Source organism: Streptomyces sp. NPDC086766 (assembly GCF_044746005.1).
GTDB lineage: Bacteria > Actinomycetota > Actinomycetes > Streptomycetales > Streptomycetaceae > Streptomyces.
In genome coordinates this window covers 57892-74994 of sequence record NZ_JBIVBI010000017.1, presented here as the reverse complement: position 1 = coordinate 74994, position 17103 = coordinate 57892, and the positions used below count along the sequence as shown (strand labels likewise).

17 protein-coding genes are annotated in these 17103 nt (G+C 72.5%); 10 read left to right on the top strand and 7 right to left on the bottom strand.

Going from position 1 to position 17103, the window contains the following annotated elements; genetic code table 11:
* Nucleotides 1-45: 45 nt before the first annotated feature.
* The 5 genes from ACIPM1_RS27185 (at nucleotide 46) to thpD (ending at nucleotide 4713) form a co-directional block, all read left to right on the top strand.
* A complete protein-coding gene (locus tag ACIPM1_RS27185) occupies nucleotides 46-1146 on the top strand; it encodes a pyridoxal-phosphate-dependent aminotransferase family protein (protein WP_402438984.1) in 1101 nt (366 codons plus the stop codon).
* A 312-nt stretch (nucleotides 1147-1458) separates the two neighbouring features.
* Nucleotides 1459-1998, top strand: a complete 540-nt coding sequence (gene ectA / locus ACIPM1_RS27180) for a diaminobutyrate acetyltransferase (protein ID WP_356186745.1) — start codon at nucleotides 1459-1461, stop codon at nucleotides 1996-1998.
* Between the two features lie 59 nt (nucleotides 1999-2057).
* Complete coding sequence (gene ectB, locus ACIPM1_RS27175; protein WP_356186748.1) at nucleotides 2058-3329, top strand: diaminobutyrate--2-oxoglutarate transaminase; 1272 nt, start codon at nucleotides 2058-2060, stop codon at nucleotides 3327-3329.
* Between the two features lie 63 nt (nucleotides 3330-3392).
* Nucleotides 3393-3791 (top strand): ectoine synthase, encoded by a 399-nt coding sequence (locus ACIPM1_RS27170; protein ID WP_356186756.1) that lies wholly within the window; start codon nucleotides 3393-3395, stop codon nucleotides 3789-3791.
* A 7-nt stretch (nucleotides 3792-3798) separates the two neighbouring features.
* Nucleotides 3799-4713, top strand: a complete 915-nt coding sequence (gene thpD, locus ACIPM1_RS27165; protein WP_356186759.1) for an ectoine hydroxylase — start codon at nucleotides 3799-3801, stop codon at nucleotides 4711-4713.
* Between the two features lie 176 nt (nucleotides 4714-4889).
* Here thpD and ACIPM1_RS27160 read toward each other — a convergent pair whose 3' ends face one another.
* The 4 genes from ACIPM1_RS27160 to ACIPM1_RS27145 form a co-directional block, all read right to left on the bottom strand.
* On the bottom strand, nucleotides 4890-5939 hold the full coding sequence (locus ACIPM1_RS27160) for an aminotransferase class V-fold PLP-dependent enzyme (RefSeq protein WP_402438981.1): 1050 nt from the start codon (nucleotides 5937-5939) through the stop codon (nucleotides 4890-4892).
* A 170-nt stretch (nucleotides 5940-6109) separates the two neighbouring features.
* Complete coding sequence (locus ACIPM1_RS27155; protein ID WP_402438979.1) at nucleotides 6110-6616, bottom strand: GNAT family N-acetyltransferase; 507 nt, start codon at nucleotides 6614-6616, stop codon at nucleotides 6110-6112.
* Nucleotides 6617-6662: 46 nt separating this feature from the next.
* A complete protein-coding gene (locus ACIPM1_RS27150) occupies nucleotides 6663-7271 on the bottom strand; it encodes a DUF1349 domain-containing protein (RefSeq protein WP_356186767.1) in 609 nt (202 codons plus the stop codon).
* Between the two features lie 46 nt (nucleotides 7272-7317).
* On the bottom strand, nucleotides 7318-8847 hold the full coding sequence (locus ACIPM1_RS27145; RefSeq protein WP_402438977.1) for an aldehyde dehydrogenase (NADP(+)): 1530 nt from the start codon (nucleotides 8845-8847) through the stop codon (nucleotides 7318-7320).
* Nucleotides 8848-9012: 165 nt separating this feature from the next.
* Here ACIPM1_RS27145 and ACIPM1_RS27140 point away from each other — a divergent pair, with 165 nt between their 5' ends.
* Nucleotides 9013-9786, top strand: coding sequence for an IclR family transcriptional regulator (locus ACIPM1_RS27140; protein ID WP_402438975.1), 774 nt, complete (start codon nucleotides 9013-9015; stop codon nucleotides 9784-9786).
* A gap of 3 nt (nucleotides 9787-9789) precedes the next feature.
* The gene (locus ACIPM1_RS27135; protein ID WP_356186777.1) at nucleotides 9790-10257 is read left to right on the top strand and encodes a GNAT family N-acetyltransferase; all 468 of its coding nucleotides are present in this window, start codon (nucleotides 9790-9792) and stop codon (nucleotides 10255-10257) included.
* Between the two features lie 82 nt (nucleotides 10258-10339).
* Here ACIPM1_RS27135 and ACIPM1_RS27130 read toward each other — a convergent pair whose 3' ends face one another.
* The 3 genes from ACIPM1_RS27130 to ACIPM1_RS27120 all read right to left on the bottom strand — a co-directional run bounded on the left by ACIPM1_RS27130 (nucleotide 10340) and on the right by ACIPM1_RS27120 (nucleotide 13609).
* On the bottom strand, nucleotides 10340-11791 hold the full coding sequence (locus ACIPM1_RS27130) for an NCS2 family permease (protein WP_402438973.1): 1452 nt from the start codon (nucleotides 11789-11791) through the stop codon (nucleotides 10340-10342).
* A 212-nt stretch (nucleotides 11792-12003) separates the two neighbouring features.
* Nucleotides 12004-12798, bottom strand: coding sequence for an HAD family acid phosphatase (locus ACIPM1_RS27125; RefSeq protein WP_356186783.1), 795 nt, complete (start codon nucleotides 12796-12798; stop codon nucleotides 12004-12006).
* A gap of 223 nt (nucleotides 12799-13021) precedes the next feature.
* Nucleotides 13022-13609, bottom strand: coding sequence for a TIGR03086 family metal-binding protein (locus ACIPM1_RS27120; protein WP_402438971.1), 588 nt, complete (start codon nucleotides 13607-13609; stop codon nucleotides 13022-13024).
* A 200-nt stretch (nucleotides 13610-13809) separates the two neighbouring features.
* Here ACIPM1_RS27120 and ACIPM1_RS27115 point away from each other — a divergent pair, with 200 nt between their 5' ends.
* From ACIPM1_RS27115 to ACIPM1_RS27105, 3 genes are all read left to right on the top strand, one after another.
* Nucleotides 13810-15021, top strand: coding sequence for an MFS transporter (locus ACIPM1_RS27115; protein ID WP_402438970.1), 1212 nt, complete (start codon nucleotides 13810-13812; stop codon nucleotides 15019-15021).
* Between the two features lie 93 nt (nucleotides 15022-15114).
* Nucleotides 15115-15924: an NAD-dependent epimerase/dehydratase family protein gene (locus tag ACIPM1_RS27110; RefSeq protein WP_402438968.1), complete on the top strand. Its 810-nt coding sequence runs from the start codon at nucleotides 15115-15117 to the stop codon at nucleotides 15922-15924.
* Nucleotides 15925-16281: 357 nt separating this feature from the next.
* Nucleotides 16282-17052, top strand: coding sequence for a DeoR/GlpR family DNA-binding transcription regulator (locus tag ACIPM1_RS27105; RefSeq protein ID WP_402438966.1), 771 nt, complete (start codon nucleotides 16282-16284; stop codon nucleotides 17050-17052).
* Nucleotides 17053-17103 lie beyond the last annotated feature (51 nt).

Genomic DNA, 17103 nt, shown 5'->3' with positions numbered 1-17103 from the left:
TACGCTCGCTCTCGTCGACCTCGCGACCGAGAAGAGAGCATCGCCGTGACCCACCCCTTCCTGGACCTCGCCCCGCTGAGCGCCGCCCGCTTCGCCTCGATCGAGGACCGGGTGGCCCGGTTGCTCTCCACCGAGCAGGACGTCGTGATCATGCAGGGCGAGGCGCTGCTGCCGCTGGAGGGCGCGATCCGCGCCGCGGCCGGCCCCGGGACGACGGCACTGAACGTCGTGACCGGCCCGTACGGGCAGACCTTCGGCGACTGGCTCCGGGACTGCGGGGCGACGGTGGTCGACCTGGCGGTGCCTTTCCACACTGCGGTCACGGCGGCGCAGGTCCGGCAGGCCTTCGCCGAGCACCCGGAGATCGACTTCGTGTCGCTGGTGCACGCGGAGGCGGCGACCGGCAACACCAACCCGGTCGCGGAGATCGGCGCGGCGGTGCGGGAGCAGGGGGCGCTGTTCTATCTGGACGCCGTCGCCTCGGTCGCCGCGGAGCCGGTGCTGCCGGACGCCTGGGGCGTGGACCTGTGCGTGATCGGGGCGCAGAAGGCGATGGGCGGGCCGGCCGGGGTGTCGGCGGTGTCGGTGAGCGAGCGGGCGTGGGCGCGGATGGCGGCGAACCCGCGGGCGCCGCGCCGCTCGTACCTGTCGCTGCTCGACTGGAAGGAGCGCTGGGTCGACGGCGGCCGCACCGCGCTGCCGCACGCACCCGCACAACTGGAGATGCTCGCCCTGGAGGCGTGCGTGGAGCGCATCGAGACGGCCGGCCTGGACACCGTGACGGCCCGCCACCGCTGCGCCGCCGCGGCGACCCGGGCGGGCGCGCTCGCGCTGGGCGGGGGGCTGGAGCCGTACGTCCACGCGGCGGCCGAGGCGGCCCCGGTCGCCACGACGCTGCGCGCGCCCGCCGGTGTGACGGCGTCCGAGCTGGTCGCGGACGCCCTGGCGGCGGACCCGGCGCTCCCTCTGGCCGCGGGCGGCGGCGCCCTGGCCAAGGAGATGATCCGCGTCAACCACTACGGCGCCGACGCCACCCGCGCCTCGGTCGAGGCCTGCCTCGCGGCGCTGGGCGGGGCGCTGGCCCGCAAGGGCGCGTCGGTCGACGTGGGGGCGGCGCGCCTCGCGGCGGCCGAGGCCTGGCGCTAGGTCACACGGAACCCCTATATTCCTGGAATTAGAATTCAGCTGATTAGCCATTCTTCTCCTGCCCCGTCATTCGCTCCTCAAACGCGAAGATTCTGCGAACGTCGACACAGGTAATTCAGTGAGATCTCGTGCACATTACGTCACTGTGACACACTCCACAGACGCGCCCTTTTGTCCGGGAATCTCCAGGCAAACCGCCACATAAGGCGGCCCTCCGCGCGGACAGGCGCTCGCGCGATAACACAGGTGGCGGAGTTATGTAACCCCGAAAGGCGATGCATTTTTCAATTGCCCTCGGTAAGTTCAATTTGCATGACTGCCGCACAAGCAGACCTGCACGCCCCCCACACCGAATTGCCGGAGACCCCCCGCATCGAGCGTCCCGCCGTCGCGGACGGCGCCGCGCTCTGGCGGCTCGCGAAGGACTCCGGGACGCTGGACCTGAACTCCTCGTACAGCTATCTGCTGTGGTGCCGCGACTTCGCCGCCACATCGGCGGTGGCGCGCGGGGCCGACGGCGAGCCCGTCGGCTTCGTCACCGGGTACGTGCGGCCGGACCGCCCGGAGACCCTGCTCGTGTGGCAGGTGGCCGTCGACTCCGCGTACCGCGGGCAGGGCCTGGCCGCCCGGCTGCTGGACGCGCTCACCGCGCGGGTCGCGGCCGAGCGCGGGCTCACCTCCGTGGAGACCACGATCACCCCGGGCAACACCGCCTCCGAGCGGCTGTTCACCTCGTACGCCGCCCGCCACGGCGCCACCGTCGAGCGCGAGGTCCTGTTCGCGGCCGATCAGTTCCCCGACGGGCCGCACGACCCCGAGGTCCTCTACCGCATCGGCCCGCTCTCCTTCTGACCTGGCCGGCCCCCAGCATCTCCCCACCCCACCCCTCACGCACCGAGGAGCGATTCGCCGTGACCATCACCCAGCCCGACCTGAGCGTCTTCGAGACCGTGGAGTCCGAGGTGCGCAGCTACTGCCGCGGCTGGCCCACCGTCTTCGACCGCGCGCGCGGCAGCCGCATGTACGACGAGGACGGCCACGAGTACCTCGACTTCTTCGCGGGCGCCGGCTCCCTGAACTACGGCCACAACAACCCCGTCCTGAAACGGGCGCTGATCGACTACCTGGAGCGCGACGGCGTCACCCACGGGCTCGACATGTCGACCACCGCCAAGCGCACGTTCCTGCAGACCTTCCAGGACCTTGTGCTGCGGCCGCGGGACCTGCCGTACAAGGTGATGTTCCCGGGCCCGACCGGCACCAACGCGGTGGAGTCCGCGCTGAAGCTGGCGCGGAAGGTGAAGGGGCGCGAGGCGATCGTGTCGTTCACCAACGCGTTCCACGGCATGTCCCTGGGCTCGCTCGCCGTCACCGGCAACGCCTTCAAGCGGGCCGGCGCCGGCATACCGCTGGTGCACGGCACGCCGATGCCGTTCGACAACTACTTCGACGGCCAGGTGCCGGACTTCCTGTGGTTCGAGCGGCTGCTGGAGGACCAGGGCTCCGGTCTCAACAAGCCCGCCGCGGTGATCGTGGAGACCGTGCAGGGAGAGGGCGGCATCAACGTCGCCCGGCCCGAGTGGCTGCGCGCCCTCAAGGACCTCTGCGAGCGGCAGGACATGCTGCTGATCGTCGACGACATCCAGATGGGGTGCGGCCGCACCGGGGCCTTCTTCTCCTTCGAGGAGTCCGGGATCGTCCCCGACATCGTCACGGTCTCGAAGTCGATCAGCGGCTACGGCCTGCCGATGTCGCTGTGCCTGTTCAAGCCCGAGCTGGACGTCTGGGAGCCGGGCGAGCACAACGGCACCTTCCGCGGCAACAACCCCGCGTTCGTCACCGCCGCGGCGACCCTGGAGGCGTACTGGACCGACGGGGCCGCGATGGAGAAGCAGACCCGCGCGCGGGGCGAGCAGGTCGAGCAGTGGCTCATCGCGATCACCGAGGAGAACCTCGCCGACGTCAAGGAGTACCGCGGCCGCGGCCTGGTGTGGGGCCTGGAGTTCCACGACAAGGGCCGCGCGGAGCGGGTCGCGCGACGCGCCTTCGACCTCGGGCTGCTGGTCGAGACCTCCGGTCCGGAGAGCGAGGTCCTCAAGATGCTCCCCGCCCTCACCATCACCCCCGAGGAGCTGGACGAGGGCCTGAAGATCCTCGCCCGCGCCGTCCGCGAGACCGCGTGAGCCGCTGAGCAGGCCCACGCGGGTCCACGCACACACACCCCGATCAAGGAGGCACGCAACACCGTGATCGTCCGTTCGTTCAAGGACATCGAAGGCACCGACCGGCACGTGAAGGCGGCGTCCGGCACCTGGGAGAGCAAGCGCATCGTCCTGGCCAAGGAGAAAGTCGGTTTCTCCGTCCACGAGACGATCCTGTACGCGGGTACGGAGACGTCGATGTGGTACGCCAACCACATCGAGGCCGTGGTCTGCGTCGAGGGCGAGGCCGAACTGACCGACCGCGAGACCGGGAAGACGTACACGATCACCCCCGGGACCATGTACCTCCTGAACGGGCACGAGCGGCACACGCTGCGTGTCAAGGAGGACTTCCGCTGCATCTGCGTGTTCAACCCGCCTGTCACCGGACGGGAGGACCACGACGAGAACGGTGTCTACCCGCTGCTGACCGAGGAGGTGTGAGTTCACCGTGACCACCGCGACGACACAGACGAACCCGACCGCCGTCACCGACCTCTACCCCACCCGGGGCACCAAGGAGGTGGCCGTCCCCCGCCAGGACCCGGTCCTGTGGGGCTCGCCCGACACACCCGGCCCGATCTCGGCCGCCGACCTCCAGGGGTTCGAGCGCGACGGCTTCCTCGCCGTCGACCAGCTGATCACCCCCGACGAGGTCGACGTCTACCGGCGCGAGCTGGACCGGCTGGTCGCCGACCCGGCGGTGCGCGCCGACGAGCGCTCGATCGTCGAGCCGAAGTCGCAGGAGATCCGCTCGGTCTTCGAGGTGCACCGGCTCAGCGAGCTGTTCGAGGCCCTGGTGCGCGACGAGCGGGTCGTCGGCCGGGCCCGGCAGATCCTCGGCTCGGACGTCTACGTCCACCAGTCCCGGATCAACGTCAAGCCGGGCTTCGGGGCCAGTGGCTTCTACTGGCACTCGGACTTCGAGACCTGGCACGCGGAGGACGGTCTGCCCAACATGCGGACGGTGTCCGTCTCGATCGCGCTGACCGAGAACCTCGACACCAACGGCGGCCTGATGATCATGCCGGGGTCGCACAAGACGTTCCTCGGCTGCGCGGGTGAGACGCCGAAGGACAACTACAAGAAGTCGCTGCAGATGCAGGACGCGGGCACGCCGTCGGACGAGGCGCTGACCGCGCTGGCCGGCGAGCACGGCATCCGGCTGTTCACCGGCAAGGCCGGTTCCGCGACCTGGTTCGACTGCAACGCCATGCACGGCTCCGGCGACAACATCACGCCGTTCCCGCGCAGCAACGTCTTCATCGTGTTCAACAGCGTGGAGAACACGGCGGTGGAGCCGTTCGCGGCGCCGATCCGGCGACCGGAGTTCATCGGGGCGCGGGACTTCACGCCGATCCGGTGAGAGTCTGCCGGGGGTGCGGGGGTCGCCCCCCGGTGGACACAGCATCGGGGCGCGGGACTTCACGCCGATCCGGTGATCCGAGACGGCCCGGGACTTCACTCCGGTGAAGCGACCGCGGGCCGACAGACCGGCCGGGGCCTCCTCGTGTGGGACGGGAGGCCCCGGCCGGTCTGTGTTCACCCGGCCAGCACGTCCAGCAGCCGGTCCACGTCGGCGGGCGTGTTGTACAGGTGGAAGGCGGCCCGCAGACAGCCCGCGCGGTCGGACACCTCGATGCCCGCCGCGCTCAACCCGCCCTGCCGGTGGCCGAGTCCGGGCACGGAGACGATCGGCGAGCACGGCGCGGGCACGGGCTCGTGGCCGAGGGCCGTGAGACCGGCGCGGAACCGGTCGGCCAGGGCCAGGTCGTGGGCGCGTACGGCGTCCGGGCCCAGTTCCTCCAGGAGTTCCAGGGAGTGGCGGGCGCCGGCGTAGGAGAAGAGGGCGGGGCTCTCGTCGAACCGACGTGCCGAGTGGGCGAGTTCCTCGACCGGGCCGTAGCAGCTGTCCCAGGGGCGCTCGCCCGCGACCCAGCCGGCGAACAGCGGGCGCAGATCGCCGAGGTCGTCCGGGACGGTCAGGAAGGCCACGCCCCGCGGGCAGAGGAGCCACTTGAAGCCGACGGCGGAGACGTAGTCGTACGCGTCCGCGTCGAGGTCCAGCCAGCCCGCGGCCTGGGAGGCGTCGACGTACGTGCGCGCCCCGTGCTCGCGCGCGGCGGCGGTGATCGCGGGCAGGTCGGCGACGCGGCCGTCCGCGGACTGCGCGGCGCTCACCGCGACCAGCGCCGTGCCGGGCCGCACCGCTTCGGCGACCCGCTCCAGGGGCACCCCGCGCACCTTGAGGTCGCCGCGGACGTGGAAGGGGTTCACCACGGAGCTGAAGTCGCCCTCGGCGGTGACGACTTCGGCGCCCTCGGGCAGCGAGGCGGCGATCAGCCCGCTGTGGACGGCGACCGAGGCGCCGGCCGCCACCCGGCGGGCGGGGACCCCGGTCAGCCGGGCGAAGGAGGCGCGGGCCGCCTCGACGTCGGCGAACATGTCGGTCGGCTGCCCGGCGGCCGCCGCCTCCACGGCGGTGCGCAGGGCGGCGACGGTCCGCCGCGGCGGCAGCCCGGTGCTCGCGGTGTTCAGGTAGGTGTTCTTCGGGGCGAACTCGGCACGGACGAGGCTCTCGAAGGTCTCCATGGGACCACTGTGGGGCCGGTGGACGTCGTAGTCCATTGCCGATATGTGCGCGGTTCTGCCAAGGGCTGCTTATACGTCGGCCTTCACCTGCGGGTTCCGCACCGCGCCCGCGGCGTTCGGACGTGCGCGGACAGCGCCGAGCCGCGTCCCCCACCTCGTCGGCGCGGATGTCACTCCACAGCCACGGTGCGGCGCAGGACCAGATGGTGGTCGCCCGGGTCGGCCGGGACGTCCTGGTCCGGGGTCCAGCCCAGGGCGGCGTAGAACGCCTGGGCGCGCCGGTTGCCGACGTGCACCTCCAGCACCGCCGTCCGTCTGCCGTCGGCCCTCCACCGCTCCATGCAGGCGGTGTGCAGTGCGGTGCCGACACCCGTGCGCCAGTGGCCGGGGTCCACGTGGAACTGGAACAGCTTGACCGTTTCCGCCGGGGCGCCCTCGGGGGTTCGGAAGGATGCCACGCCGATCAGCCGGCCGTCACGCACCGCGCACAGCACCCGGCTGCCGGGGCGCTCGATGGCCTCGCGCCATCTGGCCGGCCAGTCGGCGTCGGCGTCCGGCATGCCGTCCGGGTAGTACGTGGACCGGGCGCGCACCATCAGCGCGGCCACGTCCTCCGCTTCGGCCGGCAGGGCAGTCCTGATCACCAGAGGCTCGCCGACACGAGGAGCATCGATCATGCCGCGTAAGACGTGCCGGGCGCCGCGGCGGTTCCGGGACGCCGGCTCAGCTGCCGTCCCGCAGGTCGGAGGGCCAGGCCGGGCGGAACTCGATGTGGTCGTAGGTGACCACGCAGCCCTCCCCCAGCGGCGACTGGGTCATGAAGCCGACCAGGGCCGCGCCCGACTCCTCCTCCCCGCCCAGGGTGAACAGGCGGACGAAGGTCCAGCGCGCGCCGTCGCGGGAGGCGTGGAAGGCGAAGGCGCGGCCGGTGCGGCTCACCCGCAGCCAGACCGAACTGCCCTCGACCGTGAAGGCGTTGGCGTCGTCGGAGTGCCCCCGGGTGACCACCGTGCAGACGGCGGCCACGTCCGGGGAGTACTCCAGGCACAGCTTGGCCCAGGCCCGCTCACCCACGTGGACGTAGAGGACACCGGCGTCGAAGGACGCGTTGAAGCCGACGGTGACCCGGGCGATCAGCTGGAAGTCGCCCTCCGGCGCCCCGAGCAGCCGGGGCGCGTCGGCGGCGGGGTCCAGGGCGTCGCCGGTGGGCGGCACGAACCGGTCCTGCCGGGGTCCGGCCCACCCGCTGAGGATCCCGTCCTCGAAGGACCAGTGGCCGTCGGGGCCGTAGGTGCGCAGGGGGAAGGGGAGTACGGGCAGCTCTACGTCCATGCGCAGAGTTTCCCAGCCTCCCCCGCGCCCCGCGGCCCCGGGGTGTTCAGTGCTCGCGGCGGCCGTTGAACCGGCGCGGCAGACCCAGCGGGTTGTCGTCCCGCAGCTCCGCCGGCAGCAGCGCCTCGGGCGCGTTCTGGTAGGCGACGGGGCGCAGCCAGCGCTCGACGGCCGTGCCGCCCACGGAGGTGGAGGTGGACGTCGTCGCCGGGTACGGGCCGCCGTGGTGCTGGGCCGGGGCGACGGCGACGCCCGTCGGCCAGCCGTTCACCACCACGCGTCCGGCGAGCGGCGTCAGCTCGGCGAGCAGTGCGGGACCCCGCCCCTCGCCCGCCGCCTCCTCGGCCGACAGCTGCACCGTCGCGGTGAGGTTGCCGGGCAGCCGGGACAGCACGGCCGCCGCCTCGCTCTCGTCCTCGTACCGGGCGAGGACGGTCACCGGTCCGAAGCACTCCTCCAGGAGCAGGTCGTGGGCGCCCTCGGCGGCCAGCCTGCTCGCCGGGACCGTCAGGAAGCCCGCACTGACCGAGTGCTCCCCGCCCGCGCTCGGGGTCACCGGCGACTCCACCTCGGGCAGCCCGGCCCGCTCGGCGGTCCCGGCGAGGAAGTTGTCGCGCATCCGGTGGTCGAGCAGGACCCCGGCCTCGGTGTCGCTGACGGCGTCCGTCAGGGACTTCAGCAGCCGGTCGCCCGCCGCGCCCGCCGGGGCCAGCACGAGCCCCGGCTTCACGCAGAACTGCCCGACACCCAGCGTCATCGACCCGGCCAGCCCGGCGCCGATGGCCTCCGCCCGCTCGGCGGCGGCGGCCTCGGTGACCAGGACCGGGTTCAGCGACCCCAGCTCACCGTGGAAGGGGATCGGCACCGGGCGTGCGGCGGCCGCGTCGAACAGGGCCCGCCCGCCCCGGACCGACCCCGTGAAGCCCGCGGCGGCGACCAGCGGATGCCGGATCAGCTCGAGGCCCGCCTCGAAGCCTTGCACGAGACCGAGGACTCCCGCCGGGAGTCCGTGCCGCGCCGCCGCGTCCCGCAGCACCCGGGCGACCAGCTCGGACAGCGCCGGGTGGTCGGGGTGCGCCTTGACGACGACCGGGCAGCCGGCGGCCAGCGCGCTCGCGGTGTCGCCGCCGGCGACCGAGAAGGCGAAGGGGAAGTTGGAGGCCGAGTAGACGGCGACGACGCCCAGCGGCACCTTGTAGCGGCGCAGGTCCGGGACTGGCGGGGTCGCGCTGTCGTCGGGGTGGTCGATGATCACGTCGAGGAAGGCGCCCTCCTCGACGAGGTCCGCGAAGGCGCGCAACTGGTAGCAGGTCCGGGCGAGTTCACCGGTGAGCCGGACCGGTCCGAGCGCCGTCTCGGCGTCGGCGGCCTCGACGAGGCGGTCCTTCGCGGCCTCGAGCCGGTCCGCGGCGGTGCGCAGGAAGGCCGAGCGGACGGCCCGGTCGGCGAGCGCGGCGCGCGCCTCGTGCGCGGCGCGGACGGCGGCGTCCACCTCCTGGGCCGTGGCCTCCACCGCAACCTGTTCACGCTGCTTCCCGGTACGGGGGTCGACACTCCAGACTGGGGCTGCTGCCACCGCGAGTCCCTCCACAAGTCGTGCCGCAGCACCCGGCCCGCAACTCCGGCCGCGTTCGGCGGTATTCGGGTCACCCACCAGAGGCGTTCGATATACTGAACGCCGTCTCTGATGATGAATACGTGGTCGGAGACTATTTCCCGTCGAACAAGGGGGTCAAGGTCGATGGCGGCAGCCGAGACAGGCGGCGGGGCGCAGGTCAAGTCCGCGGTGCGGACCGTGGAACTGCTCGAGTACTTCGCCGGCCGGCCCGGAATGCACTCCCTGGCGGCGGTCCAGCAGGCCGTCGGCTATCCCAAGTCCAGTCTCTACATGCTCCTTCGCACCCTGGTCGAACTGGGCTGGGTGGAGACCGACGCGACGGGCACGCGCTACGGCATCGGCGTCCGGGCGCTGCTGGTCGGCACCTCCTACATCGACGGGGACGAGGTGGTCGCGGCGGCCCGTCCGACGCTGGACCGGCTGTCGGACGACACCACCGAGACGATCCACCTGGCCCGCCTGGACGGCACCAACGTCGTCTACCTCGCCACCCGCCAGTCGCAGCACTACCTGCGCCCCTTCACCCGGGTCGGCCGGCGGCTGCCCGCGCACTCCACCTCGCTGGGCAAGGCGCTGCTGAGCACGTACACCGACGAGCAGGTCCGCGCGATGCTGCCGGAGACGCTGCCGGCGCTGACCGAGCACACGATCACCGACCGCGAGAGGCTCATCGAGGAGCTGCACCGGATCCGCGAGCAGGGCTTCGCCGTCGACCGCGAGGAGAACACCCTCGGGCTGCGCTGCTTCGGGGTGGCGGTCCCCTACCGCACCCCGGCCCGGGACGCGATCAGCTGCTCGATCCCGGTGGCGCGTCTGACCCCCGCGCACGAGCAGATGGTGAAGGATGCGCTCTTCGACGCCCGTGACCGCCTGACGCTCGCCACCCGGAGGCTCTGAGAGATGCAGATCGTGCTCCGCGAGGTCCACGACAGCGACCTGCCGGTGTTCTTCCGGCAGATGAACGACCCGGAGTCCGCCCGTATGGCCGCGTTCGGCCCGAAGGACCCGGCCGACCGGGACGCCTTCGACGCCCGCTGGAGGAGGATCCGCGCCTCGGCCGACGTGCCGCGCACGATCCTGGCCGACGGGGACGTGGTCGGCAGTGCGGCGGTGTACGGCGAGCCGGGCGAGCGCGAGGTCACCTACTGGGTGGACCGCGCGTACTGGGGCCGGGGCATCGCCACGGCCGCGCTGCGCGCCCTGCTGGCACAGGTCCCCGAACGCCCGCTGTACGCGCGGGCGGCCGCGGACAACGCCGGCTCGCTGCGGGTCCTGGAGAAGTGCGGGTTCCGCCGGGCCGCGCGGGCCAGGGGGTTCGCCCAGGCCCGCGGCGAGGAGATCGACGAGGTCGTGCTGGTCCTGAAGTAGGTGCGCGCGAGGGGCGGCCCGAAGGGACCGCCCCCCGGCTCGAAAGGGGCGCCCCACGGCCCGAAGGGACCGCCCCCACCACTCACTTCACGCCCAGCAACTGCTCCACCGGGTCGATCGCGAAGTACACCAGGAACAGCGCCGAGACGCCCCACAGCAGCCAGTTGACCTCCCTGGCCTTGCCGAGAACGGTCTTGATGACGACGTAGGACAGGAAGCCGGCGCCGATGCCGTCGGTGATGGAGTACGTGAACGGCATGGTGGCGATGGTGAGGAACGCCGGGATGGCGATCTCGTAGCGGTCCCACTCGATGTGCTTGACGTGGGTCATCATCAGGAACCCGACCGCGATCAGGGCGGGTGCGGCGGCCTGGAGCGGGACGATGGTCAGCAGCGGGGTGAGGAAGAGCGCGAGGCCGAACAGACCACCGGTGACCAGGTTGGCGAGACCGGTGCGGGCGCCCTCGCCGACGCCGGCCGCGGACTCGATGTAGGCGGTGTTCGAGGAGGCCGAGCCGACGCCGCCGGCGATCGCGGCCGCGCCGTCGATGAACAGCACACGGCCGATGCCCGGCACCTGCCCCTGCTCGTCGAGCAGGCCCGCCTCCGCGCTGATGCCGACGATGGTGCCCATCGCGTCGAAGAAGTCGGAGAGGATCAGGGTGAAGACCAGCAGGACGACGGTGAGCGCGCCGGTCTCGCCGAAGGCGCCGAACAGGCTGAAGTGACCGACGAGCCCGAAGTCGGGGCTGGCCACGATCGTGTCGGGCACCTTCGGGGTGGTCAGGCCCCAGCTCTTGACGTCCGCGAGGGCGTTGATGACGATCGCCACGACCGTCATCGTCACGATGCTGATCAGGATGGCGCCCTTCACCCTGCGGGCGACCAGCGCGATGGTCAGCAGCACGCCGAGACAGAAGACCAGCACGGGCCAGCCGGTGAGCCGGCCGACGGCGCCGAGCTGCACCGGGACGGTGGTGTTCGCCGCGTCGGGGATACGGCTGACGAACCCGGCGTCGACGAAGCCGATGAACGCGATGAACAGGCCGATGCCGACGCCGATGGCCTGCTTGAGCTGTTGCGGGATGGCGTTCATGATCGCCTCGCGCAGTCCGGTGAGCACCAGGACGCAGATGACGACGCCCTCGATGACGACGAGGCCCATCGCGTCGGCCCAGCTCATCAGCGGGGCCAGCTGGAAGGCGACGACCGCGTTCAGGCCGAGGCCGGCGGCGATGGCGAGCGGCAGATTGCCGCCGACGCCCATGATGACCGTCATCACGCAGGCCACCAGCGCGGTGGCGGTGACGAGTTGACCGGTGTCGAGCTGGTGGCCGAACTTGTCCTTGGCGCTGCCCAGGATGATCGGGTTCAGGACGAGGATGTAGGCCATGGTGAAGAACGTGGCGAGCCCGCCGCGTATCTCCCGGCCGAAACCGGACCCCCGTTCGGAGATTCTGAAATACCGGTCGAGGCCGCCAGCCGCGGGGGGCGTGGCACTTGGCCGGTCGGTCACCTTCTGTGTTTCAGACATGACGTTGCTCCTCGGTGCCTGAACGGTAGGTGTGCGGATGCTGGCTGGATTGTGCCCTCGCCAAACCTGTTTTCGGGCCTTCCGTGTGTTAACGAATCCAGCACACCCCGCCGGGCTCCCGGGGCCCCGGTGCCGCGTTACACGATCGCCCCCGCCGGTGACGACCGGCGGGGGCGATGGCGGAGTCGGCGGTCCCGGTGGGAACCGGCCGGCTAGCTGACGAAGTACGTCGGGTTGGGCAGCTTGTACGTCCGGTCGGCGTACCCGCCGTCGAGGTCCGAGTACTGGTCGCCGAAGTTGGCGACGATCTCGTAACCGAGGTCCTCGATGTGCTTGCGGGTGCCGGACTTGTACTGGACGGTGGTGCAGGTCCAGGTGCCCGGGGTGGCGCAGCCGCTCAGGTAGGCGGGCGGGTTGGCCTTGTCCTTGAGGAACATGTGGTCGGCGTCGAGGTTCACGTCGGCGCCGATCTTCTTCAGGTTCTCCACCGCGGCGGAGCGCTGCGCCTCGCTCAGGCCCGAGTTGTAGAAGACCTCGACGCCCTTCTTCTCGGCGTACTGCACGAGCTCGGGGCTGCCGAACACCGCGGGGCGGTCGGCCCTGTTCACGTAGTCGGCCCACGTGGTGGGGTTGTACGTGTAGTTGTACCGCTTCTCGTAGTCGAGGCTGAGGAGCAGCGTGTCGTCGATGTCGAACACGACGGCCGGCTTCTCGCCCCGGTGGTGGGCCCTGCGGGCCGCCTTGTCGATGTAGCTCCTGGCGTCGGCGTCGATGCGCGCGAGGTCCTGGGCGTACGGGCTGTCCGGGGACGCCTGGTACACGCCGTCGCTGTCGGCCGCCGTGCCGTAGTAGGTGTCGATGTCCTTGACCAGGAGCCCGATGTTGTAGGGCTCGTGGGTGGAGTTGGCCGTCGACTGACCGGCCGTGGCCGCACCGGCGCCGTAGAGGGCGGCACCGGCGACGGCACAACTGGCGGCGATCGCGGCCGCTCTGAGGGACTTCCGCATGGAATCTCCGGATCTGGATGATGAGTGATGCACCAGCTCACGCACTGTCTACGCGCATCACAAACCCAATGCGAGGGCAGTTATCCGATCGATACGCAAATCCGTCCGGTGTTCAACTGCCGTGCCCCTGACCAGGAACGGGCGTTCACGCCTCCCGCCGGCCGGCCCCGGCGGTCCGGCCCGCCGGGGCCGGCCCGGCCCGCGCAGCGGCCCGGCGCCCGGTTCACGGCTTCCAGCCCGGATCCCGCCCGCTGAGCCCCACAGTCCGGTCCAGCAGCGGGGCGTCCTCGGGAACGGCCACGACGGGACCGAACGGGCCGTCGCCGCGGTCCAGGCCGCCGGCCGCGGCACGCAGGAAGCCGTACGACGCCTCCACCGCGGCCGGGTCGGGCACGTACTCCTGGCCGGTGGCGCGGGCCAGGTCCCAGCCGTGGACCACCAGTTCGTCGGCGGCGACGGCACCGGCGACCGCGCCGGGGAGGTCGACGCCGCCCGCGCGGGTCGCGCCGGTCCAGGCCGCCGGGTCGCGCCAGGCCTCGGCGAGCGCGTCGAGCGCCTCGGGCAGTTCCTCCCGCCAGCCGGGCCCGACGTCCGGGACGGCGGCGTCCGGCCTGGTGTCCGTCGTCCCGCCCAGGTCCTTGCGGGCCGCGGCCCGGAAGGCGACCGCCAGTCCGAGCAGATGCCCCAGCAGATGGCGCACCGCGTAGTCCGGACACGGCGTCACGGCGGCGAGCTGCTCCTCACGCACCCCTTCCGCCAATCGGGCCACGATCCGTGCCTGCGGTCCGAGGTCGAGGACGGTGTCGGTCATGGGCTGTTCCTTGTCTCCCGGGTGACTGCCTTCCCGAAGTAGACCCACGGCCACGGCGGAACTCATCGGTGACGTGGCCGCGGGGGCACACCTGCGGCGTATTGCCGATCGGAGACGGCCGGCCGGTGCGGCGGCGGTGCGCGGAAATAGGGCATCCGGCCGATCCGCCGGGGCGGGACTCAGCACCACGGTCGTCGGGTATGACGACGTATTCCCGGTCCCTGGTGCGGGTGCTGCGCGATCGTGAGGCGGGACTGTGCCTGGCGGCGGTGGTGGTTTCCGGCTTCGGCACGTCGGCGCTGTCGCTGGCGTCGGCCGTGTGGGTCAAGGACCTCACCGGCTCCAACGCGCTCGCCGCGCTGTGCCCGCTCGCCCTGTGGGCCCCCGCGCTGGCCGGCCCGCCGCTCGGCACGCTCGCCGACCGCACCCGCCGCAGGCCCCTGCTGATCTCCGTGAACCTGCTGCCGGCGGTGCTCCTGCTCGTGCTGTGCGCCGCCGGCTCCCCGGGCCGCACCTGGCTGCTCCTCGCCGTCCTGTTCGGCTACGGCGCCGCCGGCACCGTGCACGACGCGGCGGAGTCGGCGCTGGTCGCCGCCGCGGTGGGACCCGCGCTGCTCGGCGACTTCAACGGGCTGCGGACGACCGCCACCGAGGGCATGAAACTGCTGGCCCCACTGGTCGGCGCGGGCCTGTACGCGGCGTACGGCGGGCCGGCCGTCGCCCTGGTGGACGCGGCCACGTTCGTGCTCGCCGCGGGCCTGTACGCGCTGCTGCGCGTCCACGAGGAGCGGCCCGGCGGACCCGCGTGCTCCTGGCGGGAGCGGACCGCCGAGGGCGCCCGCCGGCTGTGGGCCGCCCCGCGGCTGCGGCGGCTCGTCCTGGCCGGGGGCGCCACCATGTTCTGCGCCGGCCTGAACGGCGCGCTGCTCCAGGCCGTCGTGGACGGTCTCGGCCGGCCCGCGGCGTACGCCGGTGTGCTGTACGCGGTACAGGGGGCCGGGTCGGTCGCGGTCGGGCTCGTCTCCGGGGCCGCACTGCGCCGCCTGGGCGAGGTGGGGTTCGCGGTGTACGGCATCGCCCTGACCGGCGCCGGGGTGGCCGTGCGGGCGGTCCCGTACGACGCGGTGGCCCTGGCGGGCAGCGCGGCGGTCGGCGCGGGCCTGCCCTGCGCGCTGATCGCCGCGTTCACCGCCGTGCAGCGGGAGACGCCCGGCGAGCTGCTGGGCCGCGTGGCCGCCACGGCCCACACGATCGTCCTGGCGCCGACCGCGGCCGGGCTGGCGGTGGGGGCCGCGCTGGTCGAACACGTCGGCCGCGGAGCGCTGTTGCTCCTGACGGGTCTGGCGCTGCTGGTGACGGCGGCGGCGCTGCGTGAAAGTGCGGCGGCGCCCACGACTCCGCGGGACACTTGACGCGGTGCGGGGCCCCTTCACGGCGCGCCCGCGCACATGGATCTCGTTCATGCCCACGGCCCGAGGGCCGCCGACGACGCAAGGAGACCGAGGATGCCCGCTCCCCGCACCGTTCTGCTCACCGGAGCCGCCGGCGGGATCGGCACCCTGATGCGGGACTTGCTGCCCGACCACGGCCACGCGCTGCGCCTGCTGGACGTCCGGCCGATCGAGGACGAGCCGGACGCGATCAGCGCGGACCTCGCCGACCGGGACGCCCTGCGCGAGGCGGTCCGGGGCGTGGACGCGATCATCCACCTGGCGGGCATCCCCCTGGAAGCCCCGTTCGAGAAAATCCTCAGGGTCAACATCGAGGGCACCTACAACCTGTACGAGGCGGCCCGCGAGGAGGGGGTCCGGCGGATCGTGTTCGCCTCCTCCAACCACGCGGTGGGCTGCACCCCGCGCCCGGGGGACGGGGACCCGCTGATCCCGGTGGACACCCCGCACCGCCCGGACACCTTCTACGGTCTGTCGAAGTCCTTCGGCGAGGATCTCGCCCAGCTCTACTTGGACAAGCACGGCCTGGAGACCGTCTCGGTGCGGATCGGCTCCTGCTTCCCGGAGCCGACCGACGTCCGGATGCTCTCGATCTGGCTGAGCCCCGGCGACTGCGCCCGCCTCTTCCACGCGGCCCTGACGGCCGAGCACGTCGGCCACACCGTCGTCTACGGCTCCTCCGCCAACACCCGCCTGTGGTGGGACCTGTCGACCGCGCGGGCGCTGGGCTACGAGCCCCGGGACGACTCCGAACCGTACGCCGGGAAACTGGTCGCCGAGCAGGGCGAGCTGGACTCCGGGAACCCGGCCCACAACCGCCTCGGCGGCCATTTCGTGACCGACCCGCCGATGTGGCCGTACTGACGGCGCGGGAGGGCCGGCGCACGGGAAGCCCGGAGCGGCGCGCACGAGGCCCGGGCCGGCTCGCGAGGGGGCTCGGGGGGGGGCGGGCGCGGCGCGAAACGATCGTCCGCCGCGGCGGGCGGGCACCGAACGGGCCCGCCCGTCGCCGCATTCGGGCACCGCCGCTGCCCGATCCCACCCCGCGGGCGCACGGCCGCGCAGGTCCGAGACGGGCACGCCGCCCCGCGATCGGGCACGAACGGGCAGCATCGGGTCCGCAACAGGCCTGGTCCGTGCCGCACACCCGCTGTAGAACTTTCCCCCGAGGGCCCCACCGGGCCCGAACGGGCAGCACAGCAGGGAGAGCGGGTGTCGGCCGTGAGCGCGAGGACGGCGGAGGAGCGTCAGCGGGAGATCGTGCGGGTGGCCCGCGCCACCGGCGCGGTCGACGTCACCGCGCTCGCCGCCGCACTGGGCGTGGCCAAGGAGACCGTACGGCGCGACCTGCGCGCCCTGGAGGACCACGGACTGGTCCGCCGCACCCACGGCGGCGCCTATCCGGTGGAGAGCGCCGGCTTCGAGACGACGCTCGCCGTCCGCGCCACCAGCCACGTCCCCGAGAAGCGCCGGATCGCCGCCGCGGCGGCCGGGCTGCTCGGCGACGCGGAGACCGTCTTCGTCGACGAGGGCTTCACCCCGCGGCTGATCGCCGAGGCGCTGCCCAGGGACCGGCCGCTGACCGTGGTCACCGCGTCCCTGCCCGTCGCGGGCGCCCTCGCCGAGGCCGAGAACGTCTCGGTGCTGCTGCTCGGCGGCCGGGTCCGCGCGGGCACGCTGGCGACCGTCGACCACTGGACGACGAAGATGCTCGCCGGCTTCGTCCTCGACCTCGCCTACATCGGGGCCAACGGCATCTCCCGCGAGCACGGCCTGACCACGCCCGACCCCGCCGTCAGCGAGGTCAAGGCGCAGGCGATGCGCGCGGCGCGGCGGACCGTCTTCGCGGGGGTGCACACCAAGTTCGGCGCGGTCAGCTTCTGCCGGTTCGCGGAGGTCGGCGCGCTGGAGGCGATCGTGACGAGCACCCTGCTCCCGGCGGCCGAGGCCCATCGCCACACCCTGCTGGGCCCGCAGGTCATCCGGGTCTGACGTCTCGAACTCACCTGCCACGCAGGGGCCTTCCACGCCGAGGAGCGCCCC